Genomic DNA, 21104 nt, shown 5'->3' on the forward strand with positions numbered 1-21104 from the left:
CATCACGTACGGCCTCCGCTCGCGATCGTCTCCATCAGCACGTCCGTGGTGAGCTCGGGCCCGTTGGGCAGCTCGGCGACCAGCCGCCGGTCGCGCAGCACGGCGACCTTGTGGCTGAGCCGCAGCACCTCCTCCAGCTCGGCGGAGATGAACAGCACCGCCATGCCGCCGCCGGACAGCTCGGCGACCAGGCGCTGGATCTCGGTCTTGGCGCCCACGTCGATGCCGCGGGTGGGCTCGTCAAGGATGAGCAGCCGCGGCTCCAGGATCAGCCAGCGGGCCAGCAGCACCTTCTGCTGGTTGCCGCCGCTCAGGTCGCGCACCAGGTGCTCGGGGTTGGGCGGGCTGATGCGCAGCGCCTTGACGTAGCGCTCGACCAGCTCGTCCTGCTGCTCGCGCGGCACCGGCCTGGTCCAGCCCCGCGTCGCCTGGAGCGCGAGGATGATGTTCTCGCGGACGGTCAGGTCCGGGATGAGGCCGTCGGCCTTGCGGTTCTCCGAGCAGAACGCGATCCCGTGGCCCATCGCGGCGCGCGGGGTGCGCAGCGACGCGGGCGCGCCGCCGACCGCCACCCGGCCGCCGCCCGCGTGGTCGGCGCCGAACAGCAGCCGGGCCACCTCCGTGCGGCCCGAGCCGAGCAGCCCGGCGAGCCCGACGACCTCGCCCTCGTGGATCGTGAGCGTGAACGGCTCGATCGCCCCGGCGCGGCCCAGCTCGCGGGCCTCCACCAGGGGCCGGTCGAAGGCCGCGGCCTCGCCGTGCAGCCGGTCGAGCGCGGCCAGCTCCTGGCCGATCATCTTGGCGACGAGGTCGACCTGGCTGAGCTCGCGCGTCGGGTACTCGCCGACGAGCCGGCCGTTGCGCAGGATCGTCATCCGGTCGGAGATCTCGTACACCTGGTCCAGGAAGTGCGACACGAACAGGATCGCGATGCCGTCGTCCTTGAGCCTGCGCATCACCCGGAAGAGCTGGCCCACCTCGTCGGCGTCCAGGCTGGAGGTGGGCTCGTCCAGGATGAGCACCCGGGCCTCGACGTCGAGGGCGCGGGCGATCGCCACCATCTGCTGGATCGCCAGCGAGTAGGCCGACAGCGGCGCCGACACGTCCAGGTCCAGCTCCAGCCTGGCGAGCAGCTCGCGGGCACGGGCCCGCATCCGCTTCCAGTCGATGCGGCCCCACCTGCGGGGCTCGCGGCCGATGAGGATGTTCTCCGCGACCGACAGGTTGGTGCAGAGGTTGACCTCCTGGTAGACGGTGCTGATGCCGGCCTGGCGGGCCTCCAGCGGGCTGCCGAACGCGACAGACCGGCCGGCCAGCTCGATCGCGCCCTCGTCGGCCTGGTGGACGCCGGTCAGCACCTTGATCAGGGTGGACTTCCCGGCGCCGTTCTCGCCCATGAGCGCGTGCACCTCGCCGGGCAGCAGCCTCAGGTCCACGCCGTCCAGCGCGCGCACGCCAGGGAACTGTTTGCCGATCCCGCTCATCCGCAGGACCGGCGCGGGTGTGGCCATCGCCATCCCCTTCCGGTGGCGGGGCCGGGCCGCGGCCCGGCCCCTTGGGATCAGTACTGGCGGCTGGGCAGGGCCTGCTTGGCCTGCTCCTGGGTGAACGTGGTCTCCTCGGTCACCACGCGGGGCGGCACCTGCTCGCCTGCGACGACCTTCTTGGCCAGGTCCATGAGCTGCGGGCCGAGCAGCGGGGAGCACTCGACGATGTAGTTGATCTTCCCGTCGGCCAGGGCCTGCATGCCGTCCTTGACGGCGTCCACCGTGATGATCTTGATGTCGGTGCCGGGCGTCTTGCCCGCGCCCTCGATGGCCTCGATCGCGCCCAGACCCATGTCGTCGTTGTGCGCGTACAGCACGTCGATGTCCGGGTTGGACTTCAGGAACGCCTCCATGACCTCCTTGCCCTTGGCCCGGGTGAAGTCGCCGGTCTGCGAGGCGATGATCTTGAACTTGGGGTCGGCCCCGATGACCTCGGCGAAACCGGCCTTGCGGTCGTTGGCCGGGGCCGAGCCGGTGGTGCCCTGCAGCTCGACGATGTTGACCGGGCCGGACTCGTCCTTGTACTCCTCCACCAGCCACTGGCCGGCCTTCTTGCCCTCCTCGACGAAGTCGGAGCCGAGGAAGGTCTTGTAGAGCGAGGTGTCCTTGGAGTCGACGGCGCGGTCGGTCAGGATGACCGGGATCTTGGCGTTCTGCGCCTCCTTGAGCACGGTGTCCCAGCCCGACTCCACCACCGGCGAGAACGCGATCACGTCCACCTTCTGCTGGATGAACGAGCGGAGCGCCTTGATCTGGTTCTCCTGCTTCTGCTGGGCGTCGGAGAACTTCAGCTCGATGCCGGCGCTCTTGGCCGACTCCTGCACGGACTTGGTGTTCGCGGTGCGCCAGCCGCTCTCGGCGCCGACCTGGGAGAAGCCCATGGTGATCGAGTCGCCCGCGCCGCCCGCCGGGTCACTGCCGGTCGAGCCGCTGTTCGAACCGCATCCGGCCAGGGCGACGACGGCCGCCACCAGCACAGAGATCTTCTTCAACACGTGGGGGGTGTCCTTTCTGAAATTTGTGAGCGTTAACATTTTGGACGGCGTTCACCATCCGGCCGCTCCGCCCGTCAGCGCGGAGCGGTGCTCGCGCGCCGGACGAAGGCCGGGGGCACGACGAGCCGCTCATGCTCGCCGCCGCCCTCGATCTGGCGCAGCAGCATGCCGATGCTGTGCCTGCCGACCGCGCCGAAGTCCTGCCTGACAGTGGTGAGCGGCGGTGAGAAGAACTCCGACTCGGGGATGTCGTCGAAGCCGACGACGCTCACCTGACCGGGCACTCTCACCCCCTGCTCGGTGAAGGCGCGCAGCACGCCGAGCGCCATCTGGTCGTTGGCGACGAAGACCGCGCTCACGTCGCGCATGGCCGCCAGGCGGCGACCGGCCTCGTAACCGGAACGCGGGCTCCAGTCACCGGCCAGCGGCTCCGGCGTCTCCCGGCCGGCCGCCTCCAGCGCGGCCCGCCACCCGGCGACCCGGCCCTCGGCCTCCAGCCAGTCGGACGGCCCGCTGACGTGCCAGACCGTCTCGTGTCCCAGCGAGAGCAGGTGCTCGGTGGCGAGCCTGCCCCCTTCGACCTGGTCCACGCAGACCACCGGCACGTCGCCGGCCTCGCCGCCCTCGACCGCGACGGCCGGGATGTCGAGCGGCAGGTCGGCCAGCGCCTGGGCGGCCGACCGCTGCGGGGCGACCACCACGATCCCGTCGACGCCCTGGTCAGCCAGGTAGTCGAGGGCGTCGCGGACGCCGCTCCTGTCGATGGACTTGAGGCTGACGATGCTGACGAAGTAGCCGGCCGCGCGGGCCGCCTGCTCGATGCCGTAGACCGTGCTGGCGGGGCCGTACAGGGTGGTGTCGAAGCTGACCACGCCGAGCGTGCGCGAGTGCCTGGTGACCAGCGCGCGGGCGACGAGGTTGCGGCGGTAGCCCAGCTTGTCGATCGCCTCCAGAACCCTGGTGCGGGTCTCGCCGCGCACGTTGGGATGCTCGTTCAGCACGCGGGAGACCGTCTGGTGGGACACTCCCGCCTCCCTGGCCACGTCGGCCATGACAGGCGGGCGGCGCCCCTGGATGGATGCCACAGCCGTGCTCCTTTCCGGGCTTGGGAAGACTGTGAACGTTAACAACCAGTCTCGTCAAGCGTCGTTTCGATTACGGCCGCGTCACCGGCGGCGCGGTCAGGGTTTGCGGGCCACACCGCCCGCGATGCAGACGCCGCCCAGCGTGAGGGGAAGCTCGACCGGCTGCTCCGGCCGCCACAGCGGCACGTGCACCACGCCGGGCTCGACCGGCTCCAGCCCGTCGAAGAAGCGCACGATCTCCTTCAGGTCACGGGCCCGCCCGGTGCCCAGCATCGCCAGCAGGACGCCCTCCAGCGCCCGCACCTCCGGCGCGCACGAGCAGAAGTGCGTGAGCTGCATGAAGCTGCCCGGCGCCAGCTTCGCCTTGTACGTGCCGACCAGCTCCTCCGGGCCCTCCTCGTCGCCCAGATGGTGCACGACGGCCACCAGCAGCAGGCCGATCGGCCGGGAGAAGTCCAGGAAGCCGGCCACCTTCGGATGCTCGAAGATCGCCTCCGGCTCGCGCAGGTCGGCGGTGATGACCCGGGTGTTGTCGTTGGTCTGCAGGATCGCGCGGGCATGGGCGAGCACGATCGGGTCGTTGTCGACGTAGACGACCTTGGCGCGCGGGTTGATCCGCTGGGCGACCGAGTGGGTGTTGTCCATCGTCGGCAGCCCGGAGCCGAGGTCGAGGAACTGGTCGATGCCCTGCTCGGTCATGTAGCGCACGCCGCGGAAAAGCATCGCGCGATTCTGCCGCGCGCCTTCGCCGCCGTCGGGGAAATGCTTCATACCCTCCAGCGCTATCGCGCGGTCGACCGCGAAATTGTCCTTGCCGCCCAGGAAAGCGTCATAGACGCGGGCGATGCTGGGTTTGCTCGCGTCGATCTCCGGCGGCAGGTAATCCGGGTCCTGATGCGTCCAGCTGGGGGTTCCCTCGCCCATGAGCCACCTCGTCGATCGGCGTCGAATGCGTTCGGAGCATAGCGAGCGCGACATTCTTCCGCAGATCAGAATGAAACTTTCATTGGGCAATCAGCCCATTCGACGACATTCGTGCAATAGGGCAGGGAACCTCGCGCGGACGCCGATCGTTTCACCAGGAGAACGACGCGTACTCCGGAGGAGGGGCAGTGGGCTGGCACTACAGAAAGTCGATCAAGGTGGGCCCGTTCCGGGTCAACCTCTCACGGCACGGCGTCGGCCACAGCTTCGGCAACCGCCGCTTCCACGTGTCGACGACGCCCGACGGCCGCCGCCACGTCACCGTGCGCCTGCCCGGCGGCTTCCACGTGAGCAAGTCCTTCGGCAAGCGGCGCCACCACCGGCACTACCGCTACTGACGGGCAGCACGGCGAAGGCCCCGGGGACGTCCCCGGGGCCTTCGCCGATCGTGGGTGGAGCTATGGGGATTCGAACCCCAGACCTCCTCCATGCCATGGAGGCGCGCTACCAACTGCGCCATAGCCCCTTGCGATGCGACGCCAGTGTATCGGAATCTCGGCACCCCCGTGTCACGCCCGGATGGCCGTGCTACGTCTATGGGTTCATGTCTACCTTCGAAGAACATCGCCGCCTGCTGATCGGGGTGGCCTACCGGATCGTGGGCAGCATGGCCGACGCCGAGGACGTCGTGCAGGAGGCGTGGCTGCGCTGGTCCGGGGTGGACGAGAACGAGATCGCCGACCCGAAGGCGTTCCTGGTGCGGGTGACGTCGAGGCTGGCGCTGGACCGGCTGCGGTGGGCGCGCTCGCGGCGGGAGTCGTACGTGGGTCCGTGGCTGCCGGAGCCGGTGGGCACGACGCCGGACGTGGCCGAGCACGCCGAGCTGGCCGACAGCGTGGAGCTGGCGCTGCTGGTGGTGCTGGAGACGCTGTCGCCGCTGGAGCGGGCCGTGTTCGTGCTCAGGGAGGCGTTCGACCTGCCGTTCGGGGAGATCGCGGAGGTGATCGGGCGGGGCGAGGCGGCCACCCGGCAGCTCGCCAGGCGGGCGCGCGAGCACGTGCGGGAGAAGCGGCCGCGCTACGAGGCGGACCGGGCGGCCCGGCGGCGCATCACCGAGCGCTTCATCGGCGCCTCGGCGAACGGCGACCTCGGCGCCCTGATCGAGCTGCTGGCCGACGAGGTCACGCTGATCAGCGACAGCGGCGGCAAGGCCAGGGCGCCGCTGCGGGTGATGACGGGCGCGGACCCGATCTCCCGCTGGCTGGTGTCGATCGGCTCGGAGGAGGGGATCGCCCGGTTCCTGGCGTCGGTGGGGACCCCGCCGGACGCGGAGCTGTCGTTCGAGGTCGCGGAGGTGAACGGCGGCCCGGCGGCGGTGATCCGGGCGGCGGGACGCGTGGTGACCGTGGCGTCCCTCGTCGTCGTGGACGGGCGGATCGCGACGATCTACCTGATCGCCAACCCGGACAAGCTGACCCGCCTGGCCGCCGATCAGGCGTGAACGGCCCGCGGGATGCCGGCCTCGTCGACGAGCCGGGGCAGGTCGACGCCGGTCGCGTGGAGGATGCGGCCGGCCCCGTTGGCGCCGTCGGCGAGCAGGCCCCACAGCAGGCGCTCTCCGGTGACGGGGCCGGGCTTCCACTGGGCCACCTCGACGGCCTTGCGGGCGTGCATGGCCAGCGGGATCGCGCCGAGCGGCCCGTACAGCACGACGCGCAGCGGGCGCAGCGGCGTGCGGCGCAGCCGCCACAGGTCGGGCCGGTCGGCCCCGGCACGGGTGCGGCGGTGCACCTCGGCGAGGTCGATGCCGAGCGTGGCCAGCAGCGCGCGGGCGTCGCCGGTGTCGACGTGCTCGCGCACCGCCTCGGGGGTGGCGGTGAAGGCGTCGAGCGTGAAGGGCCGGATCTCGGCCAGCGCGAGCAGGAGCAGGTCGGTGTCGAGGACGGGACGGCCGGCGTCGAGGGCGAGCGTGCCGGCCCTGATCATCGTGCGGCGGGCGCCGTCGGTGAATCTCGTCAGCATCGTGCTACCTCCCGATCCGGCGGGCGTGCTTGCGGTGGGCGGACTGCCGTTTGACGCCGAGCGCGTCGGCCACCTGCTCCCAGGACCAGCCCTGGGCGCGGGCGTTGGAGACGTGCATGGCCTCCAGCTCCTCCAGCAGGACCCGGAGCGCGGCGACGGCGGCCAGGCCGGTGCCCGGATCGCGATCGGCCGCCGCTTCGGCGAGTTCGGTGACGCTCATGCTGTCAGCATGCGCTGACAAGCACCCGCTTGTCAACACGTGCTGACACGCTTACGGCTGTCAGCGCGTGCTGACGGTTCACGGCGTCACGGTCGTGCGCATGGTGAGCGCCTGCTCCTCCAGGGCCAGCTCCACCGTGACCTCGCCCAGCTCGGCGGCCGAGCCGACGTGCGTGCCGCCGCACGGGATCGACGCCTCGCCCTCGGGCAGCGCGCAGGACCAGGTGCGGCGGGCGGTGAGCTCCGGCCCCGGCACGTCCAGCCGCACCGGCGCGCCGGACGCCACCCAGCCCTTGAGCCGCTCGTTCACCTCGGCCGCGACCTGGGCCGGGTCCAGCCCCTCGGCGGTGAACCCCTTCTTGCGCAGCGACTTGCCCAGCCGGTAGACGTCCACGCTCCCGTACGGGACGATCCGCGAGGAGGTGATCGCGCTCTGGTCGAAGTCGGGGTGGCCGAGCCCGTCGGCGGCGGTCTCCTTGCGCCAGCGCCCGGCCAGCGCGGCGTTGAGCGCGAGCGCGGCCAGGTGGCAGGCGGTGTGCCCGGCCGAAAGCGCGGCCCGGTGACCGGCGTCGACCACCAGGTCGACCTCGGCGCCGACCGGCAGCGGCTCGTCGGTCACGTGCACGACCAGCCACCGCCAGCCGTCGGAGCCGCGCCGCACCGGGATGCCGGAGCCGAGCGCGATCTCGCCGCCGGAGCCGGGCAGCGCCCCGGTCACGCAGTCCACGACGGTCAGCCCGCCGATGGTCCCCCGGTCGGCGGGCTGGTCGGGCCAGGTGTGGTCGAGCGGGTGGAAGGGCGTCTCGGCGGTGACGAGGCCGTGCCGCTCCCCCACCGGCACGGCCCCGACGATCGTGGAACGGCCGTTGACATGACCGTGCGGGAAGGTGACGACTGTCGAGTTCACCCCGTCATCCTGGCAGAGCGCTCGTCCTCCAGGTATCGGTTGCGCCCCGCGTACAGGCCGCTCACGAGCTGGACGACGATCACGACCAGCATCATCGTGTACGGCAGCGCCCAGCCGCCGCCGGCCTCGCGCAGCACCCCGACGAGGAGCGGACCGGCGCCGGAGATGAGATAGCCGACGCTCTGCCCGAACGCCGACAGCGCGCCGGTGGCCTCGGGCGTGCGGGTGCGCAGTGCCAGCATGGTCAGCGCGAGCGGGAACGAGCCCATGCCGATCGCCACGAACACCACCCAGACCGGCGCGGTCGAGGCGGGCGCGAACCACAGCCCGAAGAAGCCGATGACGTAGGCGACGACCAGGCCGACCACGATGGGCCGCTGGTCGCGGAAGCGCGAGGCGACGACCGGGATCAGGATGGAGACGGGGATGTTCAGCGCGGTGAACACGCCGAGGACCATCCCGGCCTGCGCAGTGGTGTAGCCGGAGTCGGTGAGGATCGTGGCCAGCCAGCCGAACATGATGTAGGCGATCATCGACTGGGTGCCGAAGTAGACGGCGACCGTCCAGGCCAGCTTGCTCCTGGCCAGGCTGCGCATGCCGGCGCCGGCGCGGGCCTTGGCGCGCTCCGGCTCGCTGCGCAGCAGCGCCAGCCACGGCACGGCGGCGATCGCGGCGAACGCGGCCCACACGCCGAGCGCGACGTGCCAGTCGCCGGAGGCGCGCTCGATCGGCACGGTGGCCGCCGCGGCGAGCATGGTGCCGGTGGCCAGGGCGGTGGTGTAGACGGTCGTCATGACGCCGGTGCGGGCCGGGAAGTGGCGCTTGATCAGCGACGGGATGAGCACGTTGCCGACCGCGCCGCCCGAGAGCGCGACCGCGCTGCTGAGCAGGAAGACCGGCGCGGAGTCGACGAGCGCCCGGACGAGCATGCCGGCGCCGAGCGTGACGAGCGCGAGCAGCAGCAGGCGGTGCTGCCCGACGCGGTGGGCCAGCGTGGGCGTGATCGCGCCGACGGTGGCGAAGGCCAGCACGGGCAGCGTGGTGAGCAGGCCGGTCCCGACGCTGGTCATGCCGAGTCCGGCGGCGAGCTGGTCGAGCAGGGGGCCGACGCTGGTCACGGCGGTGCGCAGGTTGAGGGCCGCGAGGACGATTCCCAGCACGAGGAGCCAGGCGAGGGAGTTGGTTCTTCCTCGGGACTCGGGGGCGGCGAGCACAGTCATGCCGGGTCTGGTCCTCCACTCATCTAATCATGGGATGAATCACCATCTTAACAGGACCAAAACGCGCATCTATTCCGCAACCTGACAAACTCCCCGCTCAACCGGGGCGCGGACATGGCAAAGCCCCCGGCTGAGCCGGGGGCTTTCGGTTGCCTGCGGGACCGTTCCTGAGCGCCTACAGGACCGGGCGCGGTCCCTGCGGGGGGTCGTCGTGGGTGCCGCCCAGCGGGCCGGGCGGGGGCAGCGGAGGACCGTCGGAGTACGGGTCGCCGCCGCCTACGGTGCCGGGCGGCATCGGCCGGTCGCTCCCGCCGAGGCTGGAGCCGGTCTGGTGCGGGCCGGGCACGTCGCCGCGCCAGGCGCCGGTCTCGCCGCCGCGCGACTCGATGAACGTCTTGAACCGCTCCATGTCGCCGCGGACGCGGAGCTTGACGATCTGCAGCCAGTCACCGGCGGTCTCCACGAACCCCTGCGGGTCGTACTCCATCTGGAGCTTGACCCGGGTCGTGTCGGCGTCGAGCCGGTGGAAGGTGACCACGCCGGACTGGCTCGGCTTGTCGATCGACCGCCAGGCGATGCGCTCGTCCGGGTGCTGCTCCGTGATCTCGGCCTCGAACTCGCGCTTGACGCCCGCGATCTCGGTGATCCAGTGCGTGCGCGTGTCGGTGAGCTGTTTGATGGACTCGACGCCCTCCATGAACTCGGGGAAGCTCTCGAACTGGGTCCACTGGTCGTACGCGACCCTGACGGGAACATTGACGTCTACGGAGTGTTCGATCGTACTCATGGGTGACGTTGCTGCCCGCGCAGACGGCTCGCTAACGCCTGCGCAGCAGCCAGTAGAGGCCCACCAGCGGCAACACCAGCGGAATGTACAGATAGCCGCGGCCGTAACCGGACCACACGGTGGCGTCGGGGAAGGCGGCCGGGTCAAGCAGGCTCGCGGTGCCGATGACGAGGACCCCGGCCAGCTCGATGCCGAGCGCGGCCAGCGCGAGCCGCCGGGCGCCGCGCACGAGGGCGACGGTGAGCAGCACGTAGACGAGCGCGGCGAACGCCGACAGCGAGTAGGCCAGCGGCGCCTCGCCGAACCGGGTGGCGATCTGCACGCCGGCCCGCGCGCCGGCGGCCAGCGCGAACAGCCCGTACAGGGCGATCAGCGCACGGCCGGGACCGGCGCCGATGGGGGCGTGGCTCATGCGACGCCCTGCCAGATCTGCAGCACCCGCCCGGTCATCACCGCGATCGCGAACCCGGCCACGACCAGGATCGCCGGGCCCCACCGGCTGCGCTCGGCCAGGGCGAGGAACACCCCGGCGGGCGGGATGAGCACCATGCCGCCGAGGTAGCCGAAGAGCGTGACGGTGTCGTCCGGCCCGGCGCCGCCGGCCACCGCCGCGATCACGATGCCGAGCTGCACGAGCACGGCCACTTCGAGGACGGCGAAGCCGCCCAGCAGGACCATGCCCATGGGCCGGTCGCGGATGGCGGTGATCAGGCTCGCCAGCGCGAGCAGCAGCGAGCCGGCGATGACGATCGTGGCGACGGTGGTGTTCATCGGGGGCAAGGCTATCGCCCGGGCAGGTCGCCCTCGATTCCGTCCAGGACCCAGCGCAGGCCGCGCTCGAAGGTGTCGTCGGCGCCCCGCACGCCCTGCTCGATCATGGGGGCGAGCCGGGGGAACTCGCCCGTGGCGACGAGGTCGCGGATGTAGGGCTCGGCGAGCGCGGCGCGCTCGGCGTCGTTGACGCCGTCGGCGCGGGGCCGGGCGCGCTCGGCGGCCTCGCGGACGACGAAGCCGGTCACGTAGTCGACGACCGCCGCCATCGCGCGCCAGGTCTGGAGCCGGTCCAGGCCGAGCCCGTCGAACGCGGACAGCCTGCGCTCGACGTGGCGCAGCCCGTTGGGGCCGACGGCGACGGGCTGGGAGATCAGCTCGACCCGCCAGGGGTGGCGGCGCACCAGGTCGCGCTCGGCCCTGGCGAGCTGGACCAGCGCCTCGCGCCAGTCGGCGGGCAGCGGCTCGCCGGTGTCGAGCTCGGCGCTGATCTCGTCGAGCATGAGCGCGAGCAGGTCCTCCTTGCGCTCGATGTAGGTGTAGAGGCTCATCGCGCGGGCGCCGAGCTCGGCGGCGACGCGGCGGATGGAGACCGCGGCCAGCCCTTCGGCGTCGGCGACGGCCACGGCTGCGGCGACGATCGCCTCCCGGGTCAGCGCGGGGCGCCGCTGCGGCGCGGGGCGTGACCAGACGGAACTCACACCGCCATCCTAAGCCAGCCGCTACAGTGTACGAGAATGATACGCTGTACGGCATGCGAGACAACGTACGAACCACCGGGCCGGTCGTGCTGCTCGGCGTGGTCATGACGATGCTCGACACGACGATCGTCAACGTGGCGCTCGGCCCCCTGGCGGGCGGGTTCGGCGCGAGCCTGGCCGACACGCAGTGGGTGGCGACCGGCTACCTGCTCGCCCTGGTGATGACCGTGCCCCTCTCGGGCTGGGCGGTCGGCCGGTTCGGCGCCCGGAAGGTGTGGCTGGTCTCCCTGCTGCTGTTCGGCGCCGGGTCGGCCCTGTGCGCCGCCGCCTGGTCGGTGGGCTCGCTGGTGGCCTTCCGCGCAGTCCAGGGGCTCGGCGGCGGGCTGCTGCTCCCCGTCGGGCAGGCGATGCTCGCACGGGCGGCGGGCCCGGAGCGGATGGGCCGGGCGATGGCGCTGATCTCCGTCCCGGCGATGCTGGCGCCCGTGGCGGGGCCGGTCCTCGGCGGCGTGCTCCTCGACGGGCCGGGCTGGCGCTGGCTGTTCCTGGTCAACCTGCCCGTCTGCGCCGCCGCGCTGGTCGCGGCGGCGCTGCTGCTGCCGCGCGACGAGTCCGCCGGGGCGGCCGGGCTGGACGTCGCCGGGCTGGCCCTGCTGTCCCCCGGGCTGGCCGCGCTGGTGTTCGGCCTGTCGGAGGTCGGCGACGGCGCCTCGCCCGCGCATCCGGCACTGTGGATCGGCGCGGCCCTGCTGGCGGCCTTCGTCGCACGCGGCCTGCGGACCCCGGCGGCGTCCGTGGCACGGGGGCCGCGGACGCCGCCGGCGCTCGTGGACCTGCGGCTGTTCGGCGACCGCGCGTTCGCGGCGGCGGTGGCGGCGCTGGCCTGCTACTCGGCGGCGGCGTTCGGCGTGACCGTGCTCATCCCACTGCACAGCCAGCTCGCCCAGGGCGGCAGCGCGCTGGAGGCCGGCCTGCTGCTGGCCCCCCTGGGCGTCGGCGCGGCGCTCACCATGCCCCTCGCGGGCAGGCTCACCGACAGCCGGGGCCCGCGCGGCGTCGCGACCGCCGGGGTGGCGCTGGTGGTGGCGGGCATCGCCGGCTACGCAGCGTGGGGCGGGGTGCTGCCGGTGCTCGTGCTGGGGCTCGGGCACGGGCTGGTGTCGCCGTCGCTGATGGCCGCCGCGTTCCGCACCCTGGACCGGGCCGCGCTCCCGGCCGCGACCATGCTCAGCACCATCGCCGTACGGGTCGCGTCCCCGGTGGGCGTCGCGCTGGCGGCCGTGCTGCTCCAGGTGTTCACCCGGGCGGGCGCGGACCGGCCGTACGCGTGGGTCTTCGGCTGCGTGCTGGCGCTGGCCGCCGTCCCGCTCGCCCCGATCGCGCTCATAGGATCGAAGGCGTGGAAAGCATCCTGGTCAGCGCGTGCCTGATGGGCCGTCGGGTGCGCTACGACGGCGGCGCCAAGACCAGCTCCGACGAGCGGCTGGCCGCCTGGTGGCGGGAGGGCCGGCTGGTGCCGTTCTGCCCGGAGGTCGAGGGCGGGCTGGCGATCCCGCGCCCGGCCGCCGAGATCGAGGGCGGCGCGGGCGGCGCGGCGGTGCTGGCCGGGACGGCCCGGGTGCTGGCGGCCGACGGCTCCGACGTCACCGCCGAGTTCGTGGCCGGCGCGCGGGCCGCGCTGGCCGCCGCCCGTGACGCCGCGGCGCGGCTGGCCGTGCTCAAGGAGGGCAGCCCGTCGTGCGGCGCGCTGGCGATCTACGACGGCACGTTCGCCGGCCGCCGGGTCGCCGGTCAGGGCGTGACGACGGCGCTGCTGGAGGAGCACGGCATCCGGGTCTTCACCGAGGAGCAGGTCGCCGAGGCCGCCGCCTACCTGCGCACTCTGGAGACGTAGAAGGCGCCGCCCAGCCCGATCCCGAGCAGCACGGCGACCGAGCGGTGATACCAGTCGAGCAGCGGGTCGGGGTCGGTCGCGCCGAACGCGACGGCCAGGATGCCCAGCAGCACCCCCGACAGCGCGGCGGCGTGCGCGTAGACGATCCCGTCCCACGCCCACGGCCGCCGGGCCAGCGCGCCGTAGCCTGCCACGGCGAGCGCGCACGCGCAGGCCGTCTCCACGATCGCGGCCGGGACGATCACCGGCTGGCTCAGCGGCACCACCGCGATCCCGGCGTGCAGCAGCGCCGCCACGGCGAAGACCACCCCGTACACCAGGCATGCGGCGCCCAGCGCCGTCCGCAACACGTCCATGCCCCCACGCTGCCACCCGCGCGGGGGCGGCGAATCCTCCCTGAGGGTGGCCGCCGGATACGACCGCCGGGGTAGCCCGGGGATCGGGAAATCAGAAAGTCCCCTTCGCGGAAACCTTCTGCCTCTCCCGGGAGTCCTTAGAGGCAGGGGCCCGGGCACGAACACGATTCGCCAACGGGGAGAGGACTCGGCCATGCCAGTCGACCTGACCAACGAACAGCCCTTGGCCTGGGATTCGGCCACGCTCGACGCCGACACCAGGGCGATGCTGGACAATCTCCAGCCGAACATCCTGCGCGCGCACGTCCGCGAGCACCTGACGGTGCTGTTCGTCCGCTTCAACGACGTCGCGGAGGGCAGGCGTTACCTGAGGAAGATCGCGGTGACCAGCATGAAGTCGGCCCGCGAGCACCTGAAGGAGGTGCGCGACCACGCCCGCGACGGGCGGCACGGCACCCCGTACGTGGGCGTCGGCCTGAGCAAGGCCGGCTACCGCGACCTCGGCCACTCGGTCGAGGACATGCGCAGGTTCGGCGACGTGGTGTTCCGCGACGGGATGAAGCGGCGCGTCGCCGAGGTGAACGACCCGCCGGTGGAGGAGTGGGAGAACTGCTACCAGCGGGAGATCCACGCCGTCATCCTCATCGGCGACGCCGAGCCGGAGCCGGTGGCGGCGCTGCGCGAGCGGTTCCTGCGCGACCTGCCCGAGAGCGCCCGGCTGCTGGGCGAGGAGAGCGGCCAGGGCATGCGCAACCCGGCGGGCGACGGCATCGAGCACTTCGGCTACGTCGACGGCCGCAGCCAGCCGCTGTTCCTCAAGGACGAGGTGGACAAGGAGCCCGGGAAGCACTGGAACCCGGCGTTCCCGCTGAGCGGCGTCCTGGTGCCGGACCCGCTGGCGCCGGACCCGGAGCGCCACTTCGGCAGCTACTTCGTCTTCCGCAAGCTGGAGCAGAACGTCCGCGCGTTCAAGGAGATCGAGCAGGAGCTGGCCGACAGCCTGGGCCTGACGGGCGCCGACCGCGACCGGGCGGGCGCGATGCTCGTCGGCCGGTTCAAGGACGGCACCCCGCTCACGCTCAAGCCGAAGGCGGGCGGCGGCCCGGTGGTCAACGACTTCACCTTCGACACCGACCCGGACGGCACGAAGTGCCCGTTCAGCGGGCACATCAGGAAGACGAACCCGCGCTCGTTCGGCCGTGAGGTGCTCATGGCCAGGCGGGGCCAGACCTACGGGGAGCGCGCCGACGACCCGTGGGACGACGCGCCCCCGCACACGCGCCCGAGCGGCGAGGTGGGCCTGCTGTTCATGGCCTTCAACAGCAGCCTGCTCGACCAGTTCGAGTTCACCCAGCAGAGCTGGGCCGACAACCCGGACTTCGAGCGCCCGGCCACCGGCCACGACCCGGTGATCGGCCAGGGGGCGCGTGACGTCAAGGTCACCTTCCCGAAGGTGTGGGGCGAGCCGGAGCAGTCGCCGCCGCACCGGCAGGTGCCCCAGACGGTCACGATGAAGGGCGGCGAGTACTTCTTCATGCCGTCGCTGGCCTACCTGCGCGGGCTGTGACCTGGAGGGGAGCGGCCCGCGCCGCTCCCCTCACCCGGTCAGCGGGTGGCCTGCACCTGCGCGGTCACGGCGGCGGCACCCGCCTTGGCCGCTGTCGTGCGCGCGCCGCCCGCTCCCGGCAGGCTCCGGTCGTAGGCGTAGGTGACGGCCGAGTGCACGATCGCGCCGGTGTTCACCAGCAGCGCCTTGGTGCTGACGTTGGCGATCGTGTCGCACGCCTTGTGATAGCACGGGTCGTACGGCTCGCCGGCGGTGCCGCCGAACAGCGCCTGCTCCTCCGGCGTCTTGACGCCCTCGGCGCCGGTGAACAGGCCGCCCGCCGGGATGCCCGCCGCGATGAACGGCCCGTAGTCGGAGCGGCCGTCGAAGTCGGTGCCGACGTGGCCCAGGCGCAGCGTGTCGAAGTAGCGCGCGAACGTCTGCTCGATCTCGGCGGATCCGGGCGGCCCGGCCGGCGCGCCCGTCGCGTCGGAGTCGTCACCGTCGTAGATCTTGTACGCGAAGTTCGGCGAGCCGATCATGTCGAAGTTCAGGTACAGCTTGATCCTGGCCAGCTCGTCGGGCGTCAGGTTCGCCACGTAGTGCTCCGAGCCGAGCAGGTTCAGCTCCTCGGCGCCCCACCAGGCGAAACGCATCTTGTTGACCGTCGGCAGCCGCGACATGAGCAGGGCGGTCTCCAGGATGCCCGCGCTGCCGGTGCCGTTGTCGTTGATGCCGGGGCCGGGCACCACGCTGTCGAGGTGGGCGCCGAGCATGACGACGTTGTCCGGGTTGCCGCCGCGCGACTCGGCGATCACGTTGTGGGTGACGCGGATCTCGCTCTCGGTGTCGGTCGCCACGCGCATCACGGTGCCCGCGGTGGCGGCCAGCTCCTGGCCGACGGCGAAGCTCGTACCGACGACCGGGATCGTCACGGGCACGCCCAGCGTGCCCTGGAGGGTGTCGGTGCGGCCGGGCTGGCCCTCGTTGAAGATGATCACGGCGACGGCGCCTGCCGCCTGGGCGTTCTCCGCCTTGACCCGGAAGTCGCAGGAGCCGCGCTGGACGAGCGCGATGTTGCCCGGCGTGAACCCGGCGAAGTCGGCGGCCTCGCAGCCGGAGGTGGAGCCGGGGGTGGGCGGCGGCGGGAGCTGCAGGTCGACGTTCTGGAGGGTGGCGGTGACGTCGCCGGAGCCCGAGTAGGTCATGGTCGCGAACTCGCCGACCGAGCTGCCGTCCGGCGGCGTCGGGGTGAACGTGCGCGGGTTCGGCGAGACGCGCTGCATGGCCGCCGTGGCGTTCTCCTGGAAGAACGGGAACTCGAACGGCTGCAGCGTCACCCGGTAACCGGCACGGCGCAGCTGCCCGGCCACGTAGTCGCGGGAGGCGTCGTAGCCGGGGGTGCCGGAGGCCCGGGTGCCGCCGTTGGCGTCGGCGATCCGCTGGAACGCCTCCAGGTGCCGGGTGACGAGTTGCGCCTTGACGGACCTGGCGAGCGACGAGGGGCTCGGGTCCGCCTGGGCCGGGGTGACCAGCGCGAGCGGAAGGGTGAGGGCCACGGCCAGGGTGCCGGCTCGGGCCACTCCCTTGGGGAGGTGGAAGCGCATATGGCTCCTCCGCGAAGAGGGTGAGTGTTTCGGTGTCCCCCGATTTCTTGCACGCTGTTGGAACGTAACGAGCCCGCCGCCTCCTGAAAAGACCCATAAATGGGGGTCATTTCACTGGTTTGCTGCTCTCCAGGTCTTTACCTTTTCGGCTCGCATCGCCTCACCCAACCCGGAAGGCCCGCCGGGGATCATGGCCTCAGGGGGTCGGGGCATGCTGCGGGCGTTTCTGAAGACCGAGGCGGGCAGCACCAGCGTGCTGCTCGCGGCCACGGTGCTGGCCCTGCTGTGGGCGAACTCGCCCTGGGGCGACACCTACGAGGCGTTCTGGCACACCCCGATGGGCCTGTCCTTCGGCGACGCCACGTTCTCCCTCGACCTGCGCCACTGGGTGAACGACGGGCTCATGACGATCTTCTTCTTCGTCATCGGCCTGGAGATCTCGTACGAGGCGCGGCTGGGCCAGCTCGCCGACCGGCGGCTGATCGCCGTGCCCGCGATCGCCGCGTTCGGCGGCATGATCGTGCCCGCGGCCGTCTACCTCGTCTTCAACGCGGGCGGGCCCGGCGCCGCCGGGTGGGGCGTGCCGATCGCCACCGACACCGCGTTCGTGCTCGGGCTGCTCGCCGTCGTGGGGGCCCGGTGCCCGTACCCGTTGCGGGCCTTCCTGCTCACGCTGGCCATCGTGGACGACATCCTGGCCATCATGATCATCGCGATCTTCTACACCGCGACGCTGGTGGTCCCCGCGCTGGTCACCGCGATCCTGCTGCTGGCCGCGATCGTGACCCTGCGCTGGCTGCGCATCTGGCGGGCGCCCGCCTACATCCTGCTCGGCTTCGCGCTGTGGGTGGCCACGCTGGAGAGCGGCGTGCATCCCACCCTGGTCGGCATCGCGCTCGGCGTCCTCGTGTTCGTGTACGCGCCCAGCGACCACAAGCTGCTGCGCGCCGGGGAGGCCGTGCAGGAGTTCACCACCTCCCCCAGCCCGCGCGCGGCCGAGCGGGCCACCCGGCTGGTGCGCCGGGCGGTCTCGGTCAACGAACGCCTCCAGCTCCGCCTGCACCCGTGGAGCAGCTACGTCATCGTGCCGATCTTCGCCCTGGCCAACGCCGGGGTCCGGCTCGACGGCGACACGCTGCGGGCCGCCGCGACCTCGCCCATCGCGCTCGGCGTCGCGCTCGGCCTGCTCCTCGGCAAGATCACCGGCATCACCCTCGGCACCTGGCTGCCGCTGCGGCTCAACTGGGGCGTGCTGCCGGGCAACCTGGTGTGGGGCCAGATCCTCGGCGGGGCGGCGGTGTCGGGCATCGGGTTCACCGTCGCCCTGTTCATCGTCGACCTGGCCTTCGAGGACCCGCTCGTGCACAGCGAGGCGAAGATCGGCATCCTGGCCGGATCGCTGCTGTCGGCGCTGCTCGGCTGGGTGATCTTCAAGCTGGCCTGGGACCGGGGCGGCGTGTGCGCCCCGCCGCAGACGGAGCCGGAGGAAGAGCTGCCGGTGCTGCTCGGCGAGCCCGTCGGGCCGGACGATCACGTGCTCGGCCCCCCGGACGCGCCGGTGACGATCGTCGAATACGGCGACTTCGAATGCCCCTACTGCGGCCGCCTCCACCCGGTGCTCCAGGAACTGCGCCGCCGCCATCCCGACCTGCGGATCGTCTTCCGGCACTACCCGCTGCGCACCGTGCACCCGCGCGCCGTGGCCGCCGCGCTGGCCTCGGAGGGCGCGGCCCTCGGCGGCCGGTTCTGGGAGATGCACGACCTGCTGTTCCGCAACCAGCGCCACCTCACCGACCAGGACCTCGCCCGCTACGCCGCCGGGCTCGGCGTCGAACCGTGGCCCGACGTGCCCGCCCAGACCGCCCGCGTCGCCCGCGACGAGGCGTCCGGCCACGCCAGCGGCGTCCGCGGCACGCCCACCCTGTTCGTCAACGGCCTGCGCCATCAGGGTGACTTCGACCTGGAGTCCCTGAGTGAGGCGGTGGATCTCGCGCGTCCCACCCCGTAACGTCTCTACGCGGACATCCCCTCAACGGGCTGGAGACCTGAACCGCATGTTCAACATCGGAAACTACGTCGGGATCGGCACCACCGCCCTGATCAGCGTGCTGCTGCTGGCGGGCACCGTGCTGCTGGGCATGAACCGGCGCAACCACGGCCGCGGGGCGACCCTCGGCATGTTCGGCTGCCTCGCGCTGTTCCTCGACTCGCTGGTGCGGCTCGCGCAGTTGCTGATGATCGGCGTCCTGTTGGAGTCGTTCGGCCCGGGCGGCATCGACGTCGTCTTCCTGCTGGTGAACCTGGTCTCCTTCGTGCTCATGGTGACGGGCGTCTCGTTGCTGATCGCCGGCGTGATCGCCCGCCGCACCCCGCCCCAGCAGCCCGGCCCCCAGGCCCCGCAGCAGCCCCAGCCCTGGCAGCAGCAGGGCCCGCAGCAGGGCTGGCAGCAGCAAGGACCGCAGGGCCCGTACGGCCAGCCGCAGGGGCCGCAGCCCGGTTGGCAGCAGCAGCCGCCGAGCGGGCCGCAGGGGCCGCAGGGGCCGCAGCCGGGGTGGCAGCCGCCTGCCGACGGGCCCGCCTGAGCCGTCCTCGGGCAGCCACAGGAGATGTGACAATGGTGGGAAAATCCGGCTCCGCGCGCGCGTCGAGGGAACCATGAATCCAGAGCAGCCCGGCCAGCCCGACCCCGACGTGACGATCCGGCGCCGCTGGCCCCAGCAGCCGACCGGGCCGCACCCCGCGCCCCCCTCCGGCCCGTACCCCGCACCCCTGGCCGGGCCCCCACCGAGGCCGAACCCCGGTCCGCACCCCGGTCCGCAGCCGTACGGGGGCGGGCCCGTGCCCCCGCACCGGCAGGACGACCCGCCGGGCTCGTTCACCCGCCGCCTGCCCTACACCCCGGACATGCTCCCCGACGTGCCCGTGTACGAGGCCAAGGCGGCCAAGTCCGGGTGGTGGTGGATGATCCTGGTGTGCGGGGTCGCCCTGCTGGCGGCGGCGCTCACCGCCGGCTTCCTGTTCTGGGTGAACGGCGGCGCGTAGCCCCGGGTCACGCCCGGACGCTGTCCATCGTCCAGTTCGTCTCCCAGGTCCGCTCCCCGTCGACGGAGAACGCCTGCTCCCACCGGCAGGCGTCCGGCCCCTGGAGCGTCCAGAGGAACCGGCACCGCACCGGCGTCCCCTCGTGCTGGTCGTCGGCGTAGAACAGGCCCTGGTCGCCGTCGAAGCCGCCGACCATGGGCGGCAGGTCGAGCACGCCCCGGGAGCTGTTGGCCCAGTAGATCGACCACTGCCGCGTCTCGGGGTTGTACAGCCGCAGGGTCAGCCCGTTGAAGCCCTTGGTGGGGAAGGTGATCTCGTCGAAGCTGGCGGCGCCGCCGAAGTGCCGGGTGGCGGTGATCCGGCCGGGGAACTCGTCCCAGGTGTCGCTGCCGGTGAGCGGCTTGACCAGGCGCCTGTTGTGGACGTTCCAGGTGCCTTCGAGGAAGTCGAAATCGTTCATGCCCGGCACCGTACGGCCGGGTCACTGACAGGTAGTGTCAGCGATGTGCGTGCTTCCCGCCTGATGTCGATCCTCCTGCTCCTGCAGACGCGCGGCCGGATGACCGCCGGGGAGCTGGCCGACCGGCTGGAGGTGTCGGTGCGCACGATCTACCGCGACGTGGAGTCGCTGCACGCGGCCGGCATCCCGCTCTACGGCGACGCCGGGCCGAGGGGCGGCTACCGGCTGCTCGACGGCTACCGGACCAAGCTGACCGGGCTGACGACGGAGGAGGCCGAGTCGCTGCCGCTGGCCGGGCTGCCCGGTCCGGCCGCCGAGCTGGGGCTGGGCGCGGTGGTGACGGCGGCGCAGCTCAAGCTGATGGCGGCGCTGCCCGTGGAGCTGCGTGACCGGGCCGGGCGCATCAGGGAGCGCTTCCACCTCGACGCCCCGGGCTGGTACCGCGACCGGGAGCCGGTGACCCACCTGCCCGCCGTGGCGGAGGCGGTGTGGAACGAGCGCCCGGTCCGGGTCCGCTACCGCCGCTGGCGCGCCCCGCAGGAGGTGGAGCGGCGGCTGGAGCCGTACGGCCTGGTCGTCAAGGCCGGGAGCTGGTATCTGGTGGCCCGCTGCGACGAGCAGGTGCGCACCTACCGGGTGTCGCAGATCCTCGACCTGCATCCGCTGCCGGGCCGGTTCGCCAGGCCGGCGGGGTTCGACCTGGCGGCGCACTGGCAGGCGTACCTGGTGGAGTTCGAGGCTCGGCTACGGCGCGGCGAGGCGGTGCTGCGGCTGTCGCCGGGCGGGCTCGAACGGCTGCCGGGCCTGATGACGCCCGGCGTGGCGGCGGCGGCGCGGGAGAGCGCCGAGCCGGAGGCGGACGGCTGGACCCGGGTGAGGGTGCCGATCGAGTCGGTCGAGCACGCGACGGGCGAGTTCCTCAGGCTGGGCGCGGACGCCGAGGTGATCAGCCCGCCCGAGCTGCGCGAACGGCTGCTCGCCGTCGCCGAGCGGATGGTCGGCCTCTACCGCGCCGGTTAAG

At 72.4% G+C, this 21104-nt stretch carries 24 protein-coding genes and 1 tRNA gene; 9 read left to right on the plus strand and 16 right to left on the minus strand.

Going from position 1 to position 21104, the window contains the following annotated elements; all coding sequences use genetic code 11:
* Positions 1 to 2 precede the first annotated feature (2 nt).
* The 4 genes from AB0G11_RS25540 to AB0G11_RS25555 form a co-directional block, all read right to left on the minus strand.
* Positions 3 to 1511, minus strand: a complete 1509-nt coding sequence (locus AB0G11_RS25540) for a sugar ABC transporter ATP-binding protein (protein ID WP_219506803.1) — start codon at positions 1509 to 1511, stop codon at positions 3 to 5.
* Positions 1512 to 1561: 50 nt separating this feature from the next.
* Positions 1562 to 2542 (minus strand): ABC transporter substrate-binding protein, encoded by a 981-nt coding sequence (locus tag AB0G11_RS25545; RefSeq protein WP_357588640.1) that lies wholly within the window; start codon positions 2540 to 2542, stop codon positions 1562 to 1564.
* A 74-nt stretch (positions 2543 to 2616) separates the two neighbouring features.
* Entirely contained in the window at positions 2617 to 3594 is a 978-nt protein-coding gene (locus AB0G11_RS25550) for a LacI family DNA-binding transcriptional regulator (RefSeq protein WP_219506896.1), read from the minus strand.
* 129 nt (positions 3595 to 3723) lie between these two features.
* Entirely contained in the window at positions 3724 to 4551 is an 828-nt protein-coding gene (locus AB0G11_RS25555) for an SAM-dependent methyltransferase (RefSeq protein ID WP_357588642.1), read from the minus strand.
* Positions 4552 to 4739: 188 nt separating this feature from the next.
* Here AB0G11_RS25555 and AB0G11_RS25560 point away from each other — a divergent pair, with 188 nt between their 5' ends.
* Entirely contained in the window at positions 4740 to 4949 is a 210-nt protein-coding gene (locus tag AB0G11_RS25560) for a DUF4236 domain-containing protein (RefSeq protein WP_219506809.1), read from the plus strand.
* A gap of 55 nt (positions 4950 to 5004) precedes the next feature.
* On the opposite strand, the gene AB0G11_RS25565 is transcribed toward AB0G11_RS25560, so the two are convergent.
* Positions 5005 to 5077 (minus strand) — tRNA-Ala (locus tag AB0G11_RS25565).
* Positions 5078 to 5155: 78 nt separating this feature from the next.
* Here AB0G11_RS25565 and sigJ point away from each other — a divergent pair.
* Positions 5156 to 6052, plus strand: a complete 897-nt coding sequence (sigJ, locus tag AB0G11_RS25570; protein WP_357588643.1) for an RNA polymerase sigma factor SigJ — start codon at positions 5156 to 5158, stop codon at positions 6050 to 6052.
* On the opposite strand, the gene AB0G11_RS25575 is transcribed toward sigJ, so the two are convergent.
* From AB0G11_RS25575 to AB0G11_RS25610, 8 genes are all read right to left on the minus strand, one after another.
* Positions 6043 to 6573 (minus strand): Clp protease N-terminal domain-containing protein, encoded by a 531-nt coding sequence (locus AB0G11_RS25575; RefSeq protein ID WP_357588644.1) that lies wholly within the window; start codon positions 6571 to 6573, stop codon positions 6043 to 6045. The genes sigJ and AB0G11_RS25575 overlap by 10 nt on opposite strands.
* A 4-nt stretch (positions 6574 to 6577) precedes the next feature.
* Complete coding sequence (locus AB0G11_RS25580) at positions 6578 to 6793, minus strand: helix-turn-helix domain-containing protein (protein ID WP_219506817.1); 216 nt, start codon at positions 6791 to 6793, stop codon at positions 6578 to 6580.
* A 78-nt stretch (positions 6794 to 6871) separates the two neighbouring features.
* Positions 6872 to 7699, minus strand: a complete 828-nt coding sequence (locus AB0G11_RS25585) for a metal-dependent hydrolase (RefSeq protein ID WP_357588646.1) — start codon at positions 7697 to 7699, stop codon at positions 6872 to 6874.
* Entirely contained in the window at positions 7696 to 8919 is a 1224-nt protein-coding gene (locus tag AB0G11_RS25590; RefSeq protein WP_357588647.1) for an MFS transporter, read from the minus strand. Before AB0G11_RS25590 ends, AB0G11_RS25585 begins: the two co-directional genes overlap by 4 nt.
* A gap of 175 nt (positions 8920 to 9094) precedes the next feature.
* Positions 9095 to 9706: an SRPBCC family protein gene (locus AB0G11_RS25595; RefSeq protein WP_219506823.1), complete on the minus strand. Its 612-nt coding sequence runs from the start codon at positions 9704 to 9706 to the stop codon at positions 9095 to 9097.
* A 31-nt stretch (positions 9707 to 9737) separates the two neighbouring features.
* Positions 9738 to 10118 carry a hypothetical protein gene (locus AB0G11_RS25600; protein ID WP_219506825.1) on the minus strand — a complete coding sequence of 127 codons (381 nt, stop codon included), beginning with the start codon at positions 10116 to 10118 and terminating at the stop codon, positions 9738 to 9740.
* Complete coding sequence (locus tag AB0G11_RS25605; protein WP_357588649.1) at positions 10115 to 10477, minus strand: hypothetical protein; 363 nt, start codon at positions 10475 to 10477, stop codon at positions 10115 to 10117. Before AB0G11_RS25605 ends, AB0G11_RS25600 begins: the two co-directional genes overlap by 4 nt.
* A gap of 11 nt (positions 10478 to 10488) precedes the next feature.
* Positions 10489 to 11178: a TetR/AcrR family transcriptional regulator C-terminal domain-containing protein gene (locus AB0G11_RS25610; protein ID WP_357588651.1), complete on the minus strand. Its 690-nt coding sequence runs from the start codon at positions 11176 to 11178 to the stop codon at positions 10489 to 10491.
* 53 nt (positions 11179 to 11231) lie between these two features.
* On the opposite strand from AB0G11_RS25610, the gene AB0G11_RS25615 reads away from it, so the two are divergent.
* Together AB0G11_RS25615 and AB0G11_RS25620 are read left to right on the plus strand one after the other, a co-directional pair.
* Entirely contained in the window at positions 11232 to 12608 is a 1377-nt protein-coding gene (locus AB0G11_RS25615) for a DHA2 family efflux MFS transporter permease subunit (RefSeq protein ID WP_357588652.1), read from the plus strand.
* Complete coding sequence (locus tag AB0G11_RS25620; protein ID WP_357588654.1) at positions 12578 to 13072, plus strand: DUF523 domain-containing protein; 495 nt, start codon at positions 12578 to 12580, stop codon at positions 13070 to 13072. Before AB0G11_RS25615 ends, AB0G11_RS25620 begins: the two co-directional genes overlap by 31 nt.
* Here the strand turns inward: AB0G11_RS25620 and AB0G11_RS25625 are convergent.
* Entirely contained in the window at positions 13048 to 13428 is a 381-nt protein-coding gene (locus AB0G11_RS25625) for a hypothetical protein (protein WP_219506836.1), read from the minus strand. The genes AB0G11_RS25620 and AB0G11_RS25625 overlap by 25 nt on opposite strands.
* A 193-nt stretch (positions 13429 to 13621) precedes the next feature.
* Here AB0G11_RS25625 and AB0G11_RS25630 point away from each other — a divergent pair, with 193 nt between their 5' ends.
* The gene (locus AB0G11_RS25630; protein ID WP_219506838.1) at positions 13622 to 14995 is read left to right on the plus strand and encodes a hypothetical protein; all 1374 of its coding nucleotides are present in this window, start codon (positions 13622 to 13624) and stop codon (positions 14993 to 14995) included.
* 38 nt (positions 14996 to 15033) lie between these two features.
* Here AB0G11_RS25630 and AB0G11_RS25635 read toward each other — a convergent pair whose 3' ends face one another.
* Positions 15034 to 16581, minus strand: coding sequence for a M28 family metallopeptidase (locus AB0G11_RS25635; RefSeq protein WP_357588656.1), 1548 nt, complete (start codon positions 16579 to 16581; stop codon positions 15034 to 15036).
* A gap of 211 nt (positions 16582 to 16792) precedes the next feature.
* Between AB0G11_RS25635 and nhaA the strand changes: the two genes are divergently transcribed.
* The 3 genes from nhaA (at position 16793) to AB0G11_RS25650 (ending at position 19623) form a co-directional block, all read left to right on the plus strand.
* Complete coding sequence (nhaA, locus tag AB0G11_RS25640; RefSeq protein WP_357588658.1) at positions 16793 to 18589, plus strand: Na+/H+ antiporter NhaA; 1797 nt, start codon at positions 16793 to 16795, stop codon at positions 18587 to 18589.
* Positions 18590 to 18635: 46 nt separating this feature from the next.
* The gene (locus tag AB0G11_RS25645; protein WP_357588660.1) at positions 18636 to 19163 is read left to right on the plus strand and encodes a hypothetical protein; all 528 of its coding nucleotides are present in this window, start codon (positions 18636 to 18638) and stop codon (positions 19161 to 19163) included.
* Positions 19164 to 19236: 73 nt separating this feature from the next.
* Positions 19237 to 19623, plus strand: coding sequence for a hypothetical protein (locus tag AB0G11_RS25650; RefSeq protein WP_357588662.1), 387 nt, complete (start codon positions 19237 to 19239; stop codon positions 19621 to 19623).
* A gap of 7 nt (positions 19624 to 19630) precedes the next feature.
* Here AB0G11_RS25650 and AB0G11_RS25655 read toward each other — a convergent pair whose 3' ends face one another.
* The gene (locus AB0G11_RS25655) at positions 19631 to 20083 is read right to left on the minus strand and encodes a hypothetical protein (protein WP_219506846.1); all 453 of its coding nucleotides are present in this window, start codon (positions 20081 to 20083) and stop codon (positions 19631 to 19633) included.
* Positions 20084 to 20128: 45 nt separating this feature from the next.
* Between AB0G11_RS25655 and AB0G11_RS25660 the strand changes: the two genes are divergently transcribed.
* Positions 20129 to 21103 (plus strand): YafY family protein, encoded by a 975-nt coding sequence (locus tag AB0G11_RS25660; RefSeq protein WP_357588664.1) that lies wholly within the window; start codon positions 20129 to 20131, stop codon positions 21101 to 21103.
* Position 21104: the final 1 nt, after the last annotated feature.

Source organism: Nonomuraea sp. NPDC023979, from assembly GCF_040639085.1.
Taxonomy (GTDB): Bacteria; Actinomycetota; Actinomycetes; order Streptosporangiales; family Streptosporangiaceae; genus Nonomuraea; species Nonomuraea ceibae.

What these genes read in the sequence shown, in the direction of transcription:
- AB0G11_RS25540 (WP_219506803.1), bottom strand. Translation starts at nt 1,511, where the DNA reads ATGGCCACACCCGCGCCGGTCCTGCGGATGAGCGGGATCGGCAAACAG.
- AB0G11_RS25550 (WP_219506896.1), bottom strand. Translation starts at nt 3,594, where the DNA reads ATGGCCGACGTGGCCAGGGAGGCGGGAGTGTCCCACCAGACGGTCTCC.
- AB0G11_RS25555 (WP_357588642.1), bottom strand. Translation starts at nt 4,551, where the DNA reads ATGGGCGAGGGAACCCCCAGCTGGACGCATCAGGACCCGGATTACCTG.
- sigJ (WP_357588643.1), top strand. Translation starts at nt 5,156, where the DNA reads ATGTCTACCTTCGAAGAACATCGCCGCCTGCTGATCGGGGTGGCCTAC.
- AB0G11_RS25575 (WP_357588644.1), bottom strand. Translation starts at nt 6,573, where the DNA reads ATGCTGACGAGATTCACCGACGGCGCCCGCCGCACGATGATCAGGGCC.
- AB0G11_RS25580 (WP_219506817.1), bottom strand. Translation starts at nt 6,793, where the DNA reads ATGAGCGTCACCGAACTCGCCGAAGCGGCGGCCGATCGCGATCCGGGC.
- AB0G11_RS25590 (WP_357588647.1), bottom strand. Translation starts at nt 8,919, where the DNA reads ATGACTGTGCTCGCCGCCCCCGAGTCCCGAGGAAGAACCAACTCCCTC.
- AB0G11_RS25595 (WP_219506823.1), bottom strand. Translation starts at nt 9,706, where the DNA reads ATGAGTACGATCGAACACTCCGTAGACGTCAATGTTCCCGTCAGGGTC.
- AB0G11_RS25600 (WP_219506825.1), bottom strand. Translation starts at nt 10,118, where the DNA reads ATGAGCCACGCCCCCATCGGCGCCGGTCCCGGCCGTGCGCTGATCGCC.
- AB0G11_RS25605 (WP_357588649.1), bottom strand. Translation starts at nt 10,477, where the DNA reads ATGAACACCACCGTCGCCACGATCGTCATCGCCGGCTCGCTGCTGCTC.
- AB0G11_RS25615 (WP_357588652.1), top strand. Translation starts at nt 11,232, where the DNA reads ATGCGAGACAACGTACGAACCACCGGGCCGGTCGTGCTGCTCGGCGTG.
- AB0G11_RS25625 (WP_219506836.1), bottom strand. Translation starts at nt 13,428, where the DNA reads ATGGACGTGTTGCGGACGGCGCTGGGCGCCGCATGCCTGGTGTACGGG.
- AB0G11_RS25630 (WP_219506838.1), top strand. Translation starts at nt 13,622, where the DNA reads ATGCCAGTCGACCTGACCAACGAACAGCCCTTGGCCTGGGATTCGGCC.
- AB0G11_RS25635 (WP_357588656.1), bottom strand. Translation starts at nt 16,581, where the DNA reads ATGCGCTTCCACCTCCCCAAGGGAGTGGCCCGAGCCGGCACCCTGGCC.
- nhaA (WP_357588658.1), top strand. Translation starts at nt 16,793, where the DNA reads ATGCTGCGGGCGTTTCTGAAGACCGAGGCGGGCAGCACCAGCGTGCTG.
- AB0G11_RS25645 (WP_357588660.1), top strand. Translation starts at nt 18,636, where the DNA reads ATGTTCAACATCGGAAACTACGTCGGGATCGGCACCACCGCCCTGATC.
- AB0G11_RS25650 (WP_357588662.1), top strand. Translation starts at nt 19,237, where the DNA reads ATGAATCCAGAGCAGCCCGGCCAGCCCGACCCCGACGTGACGATCCGG.
- AB0G11_RS25655 (WP_219506846.1), bottom strand. Translation starts at nt 20,083, where the DNA reads ATGAACGATTTCGACTTCCTCGAAGGCACCTGGAACGTCCACAACAGG.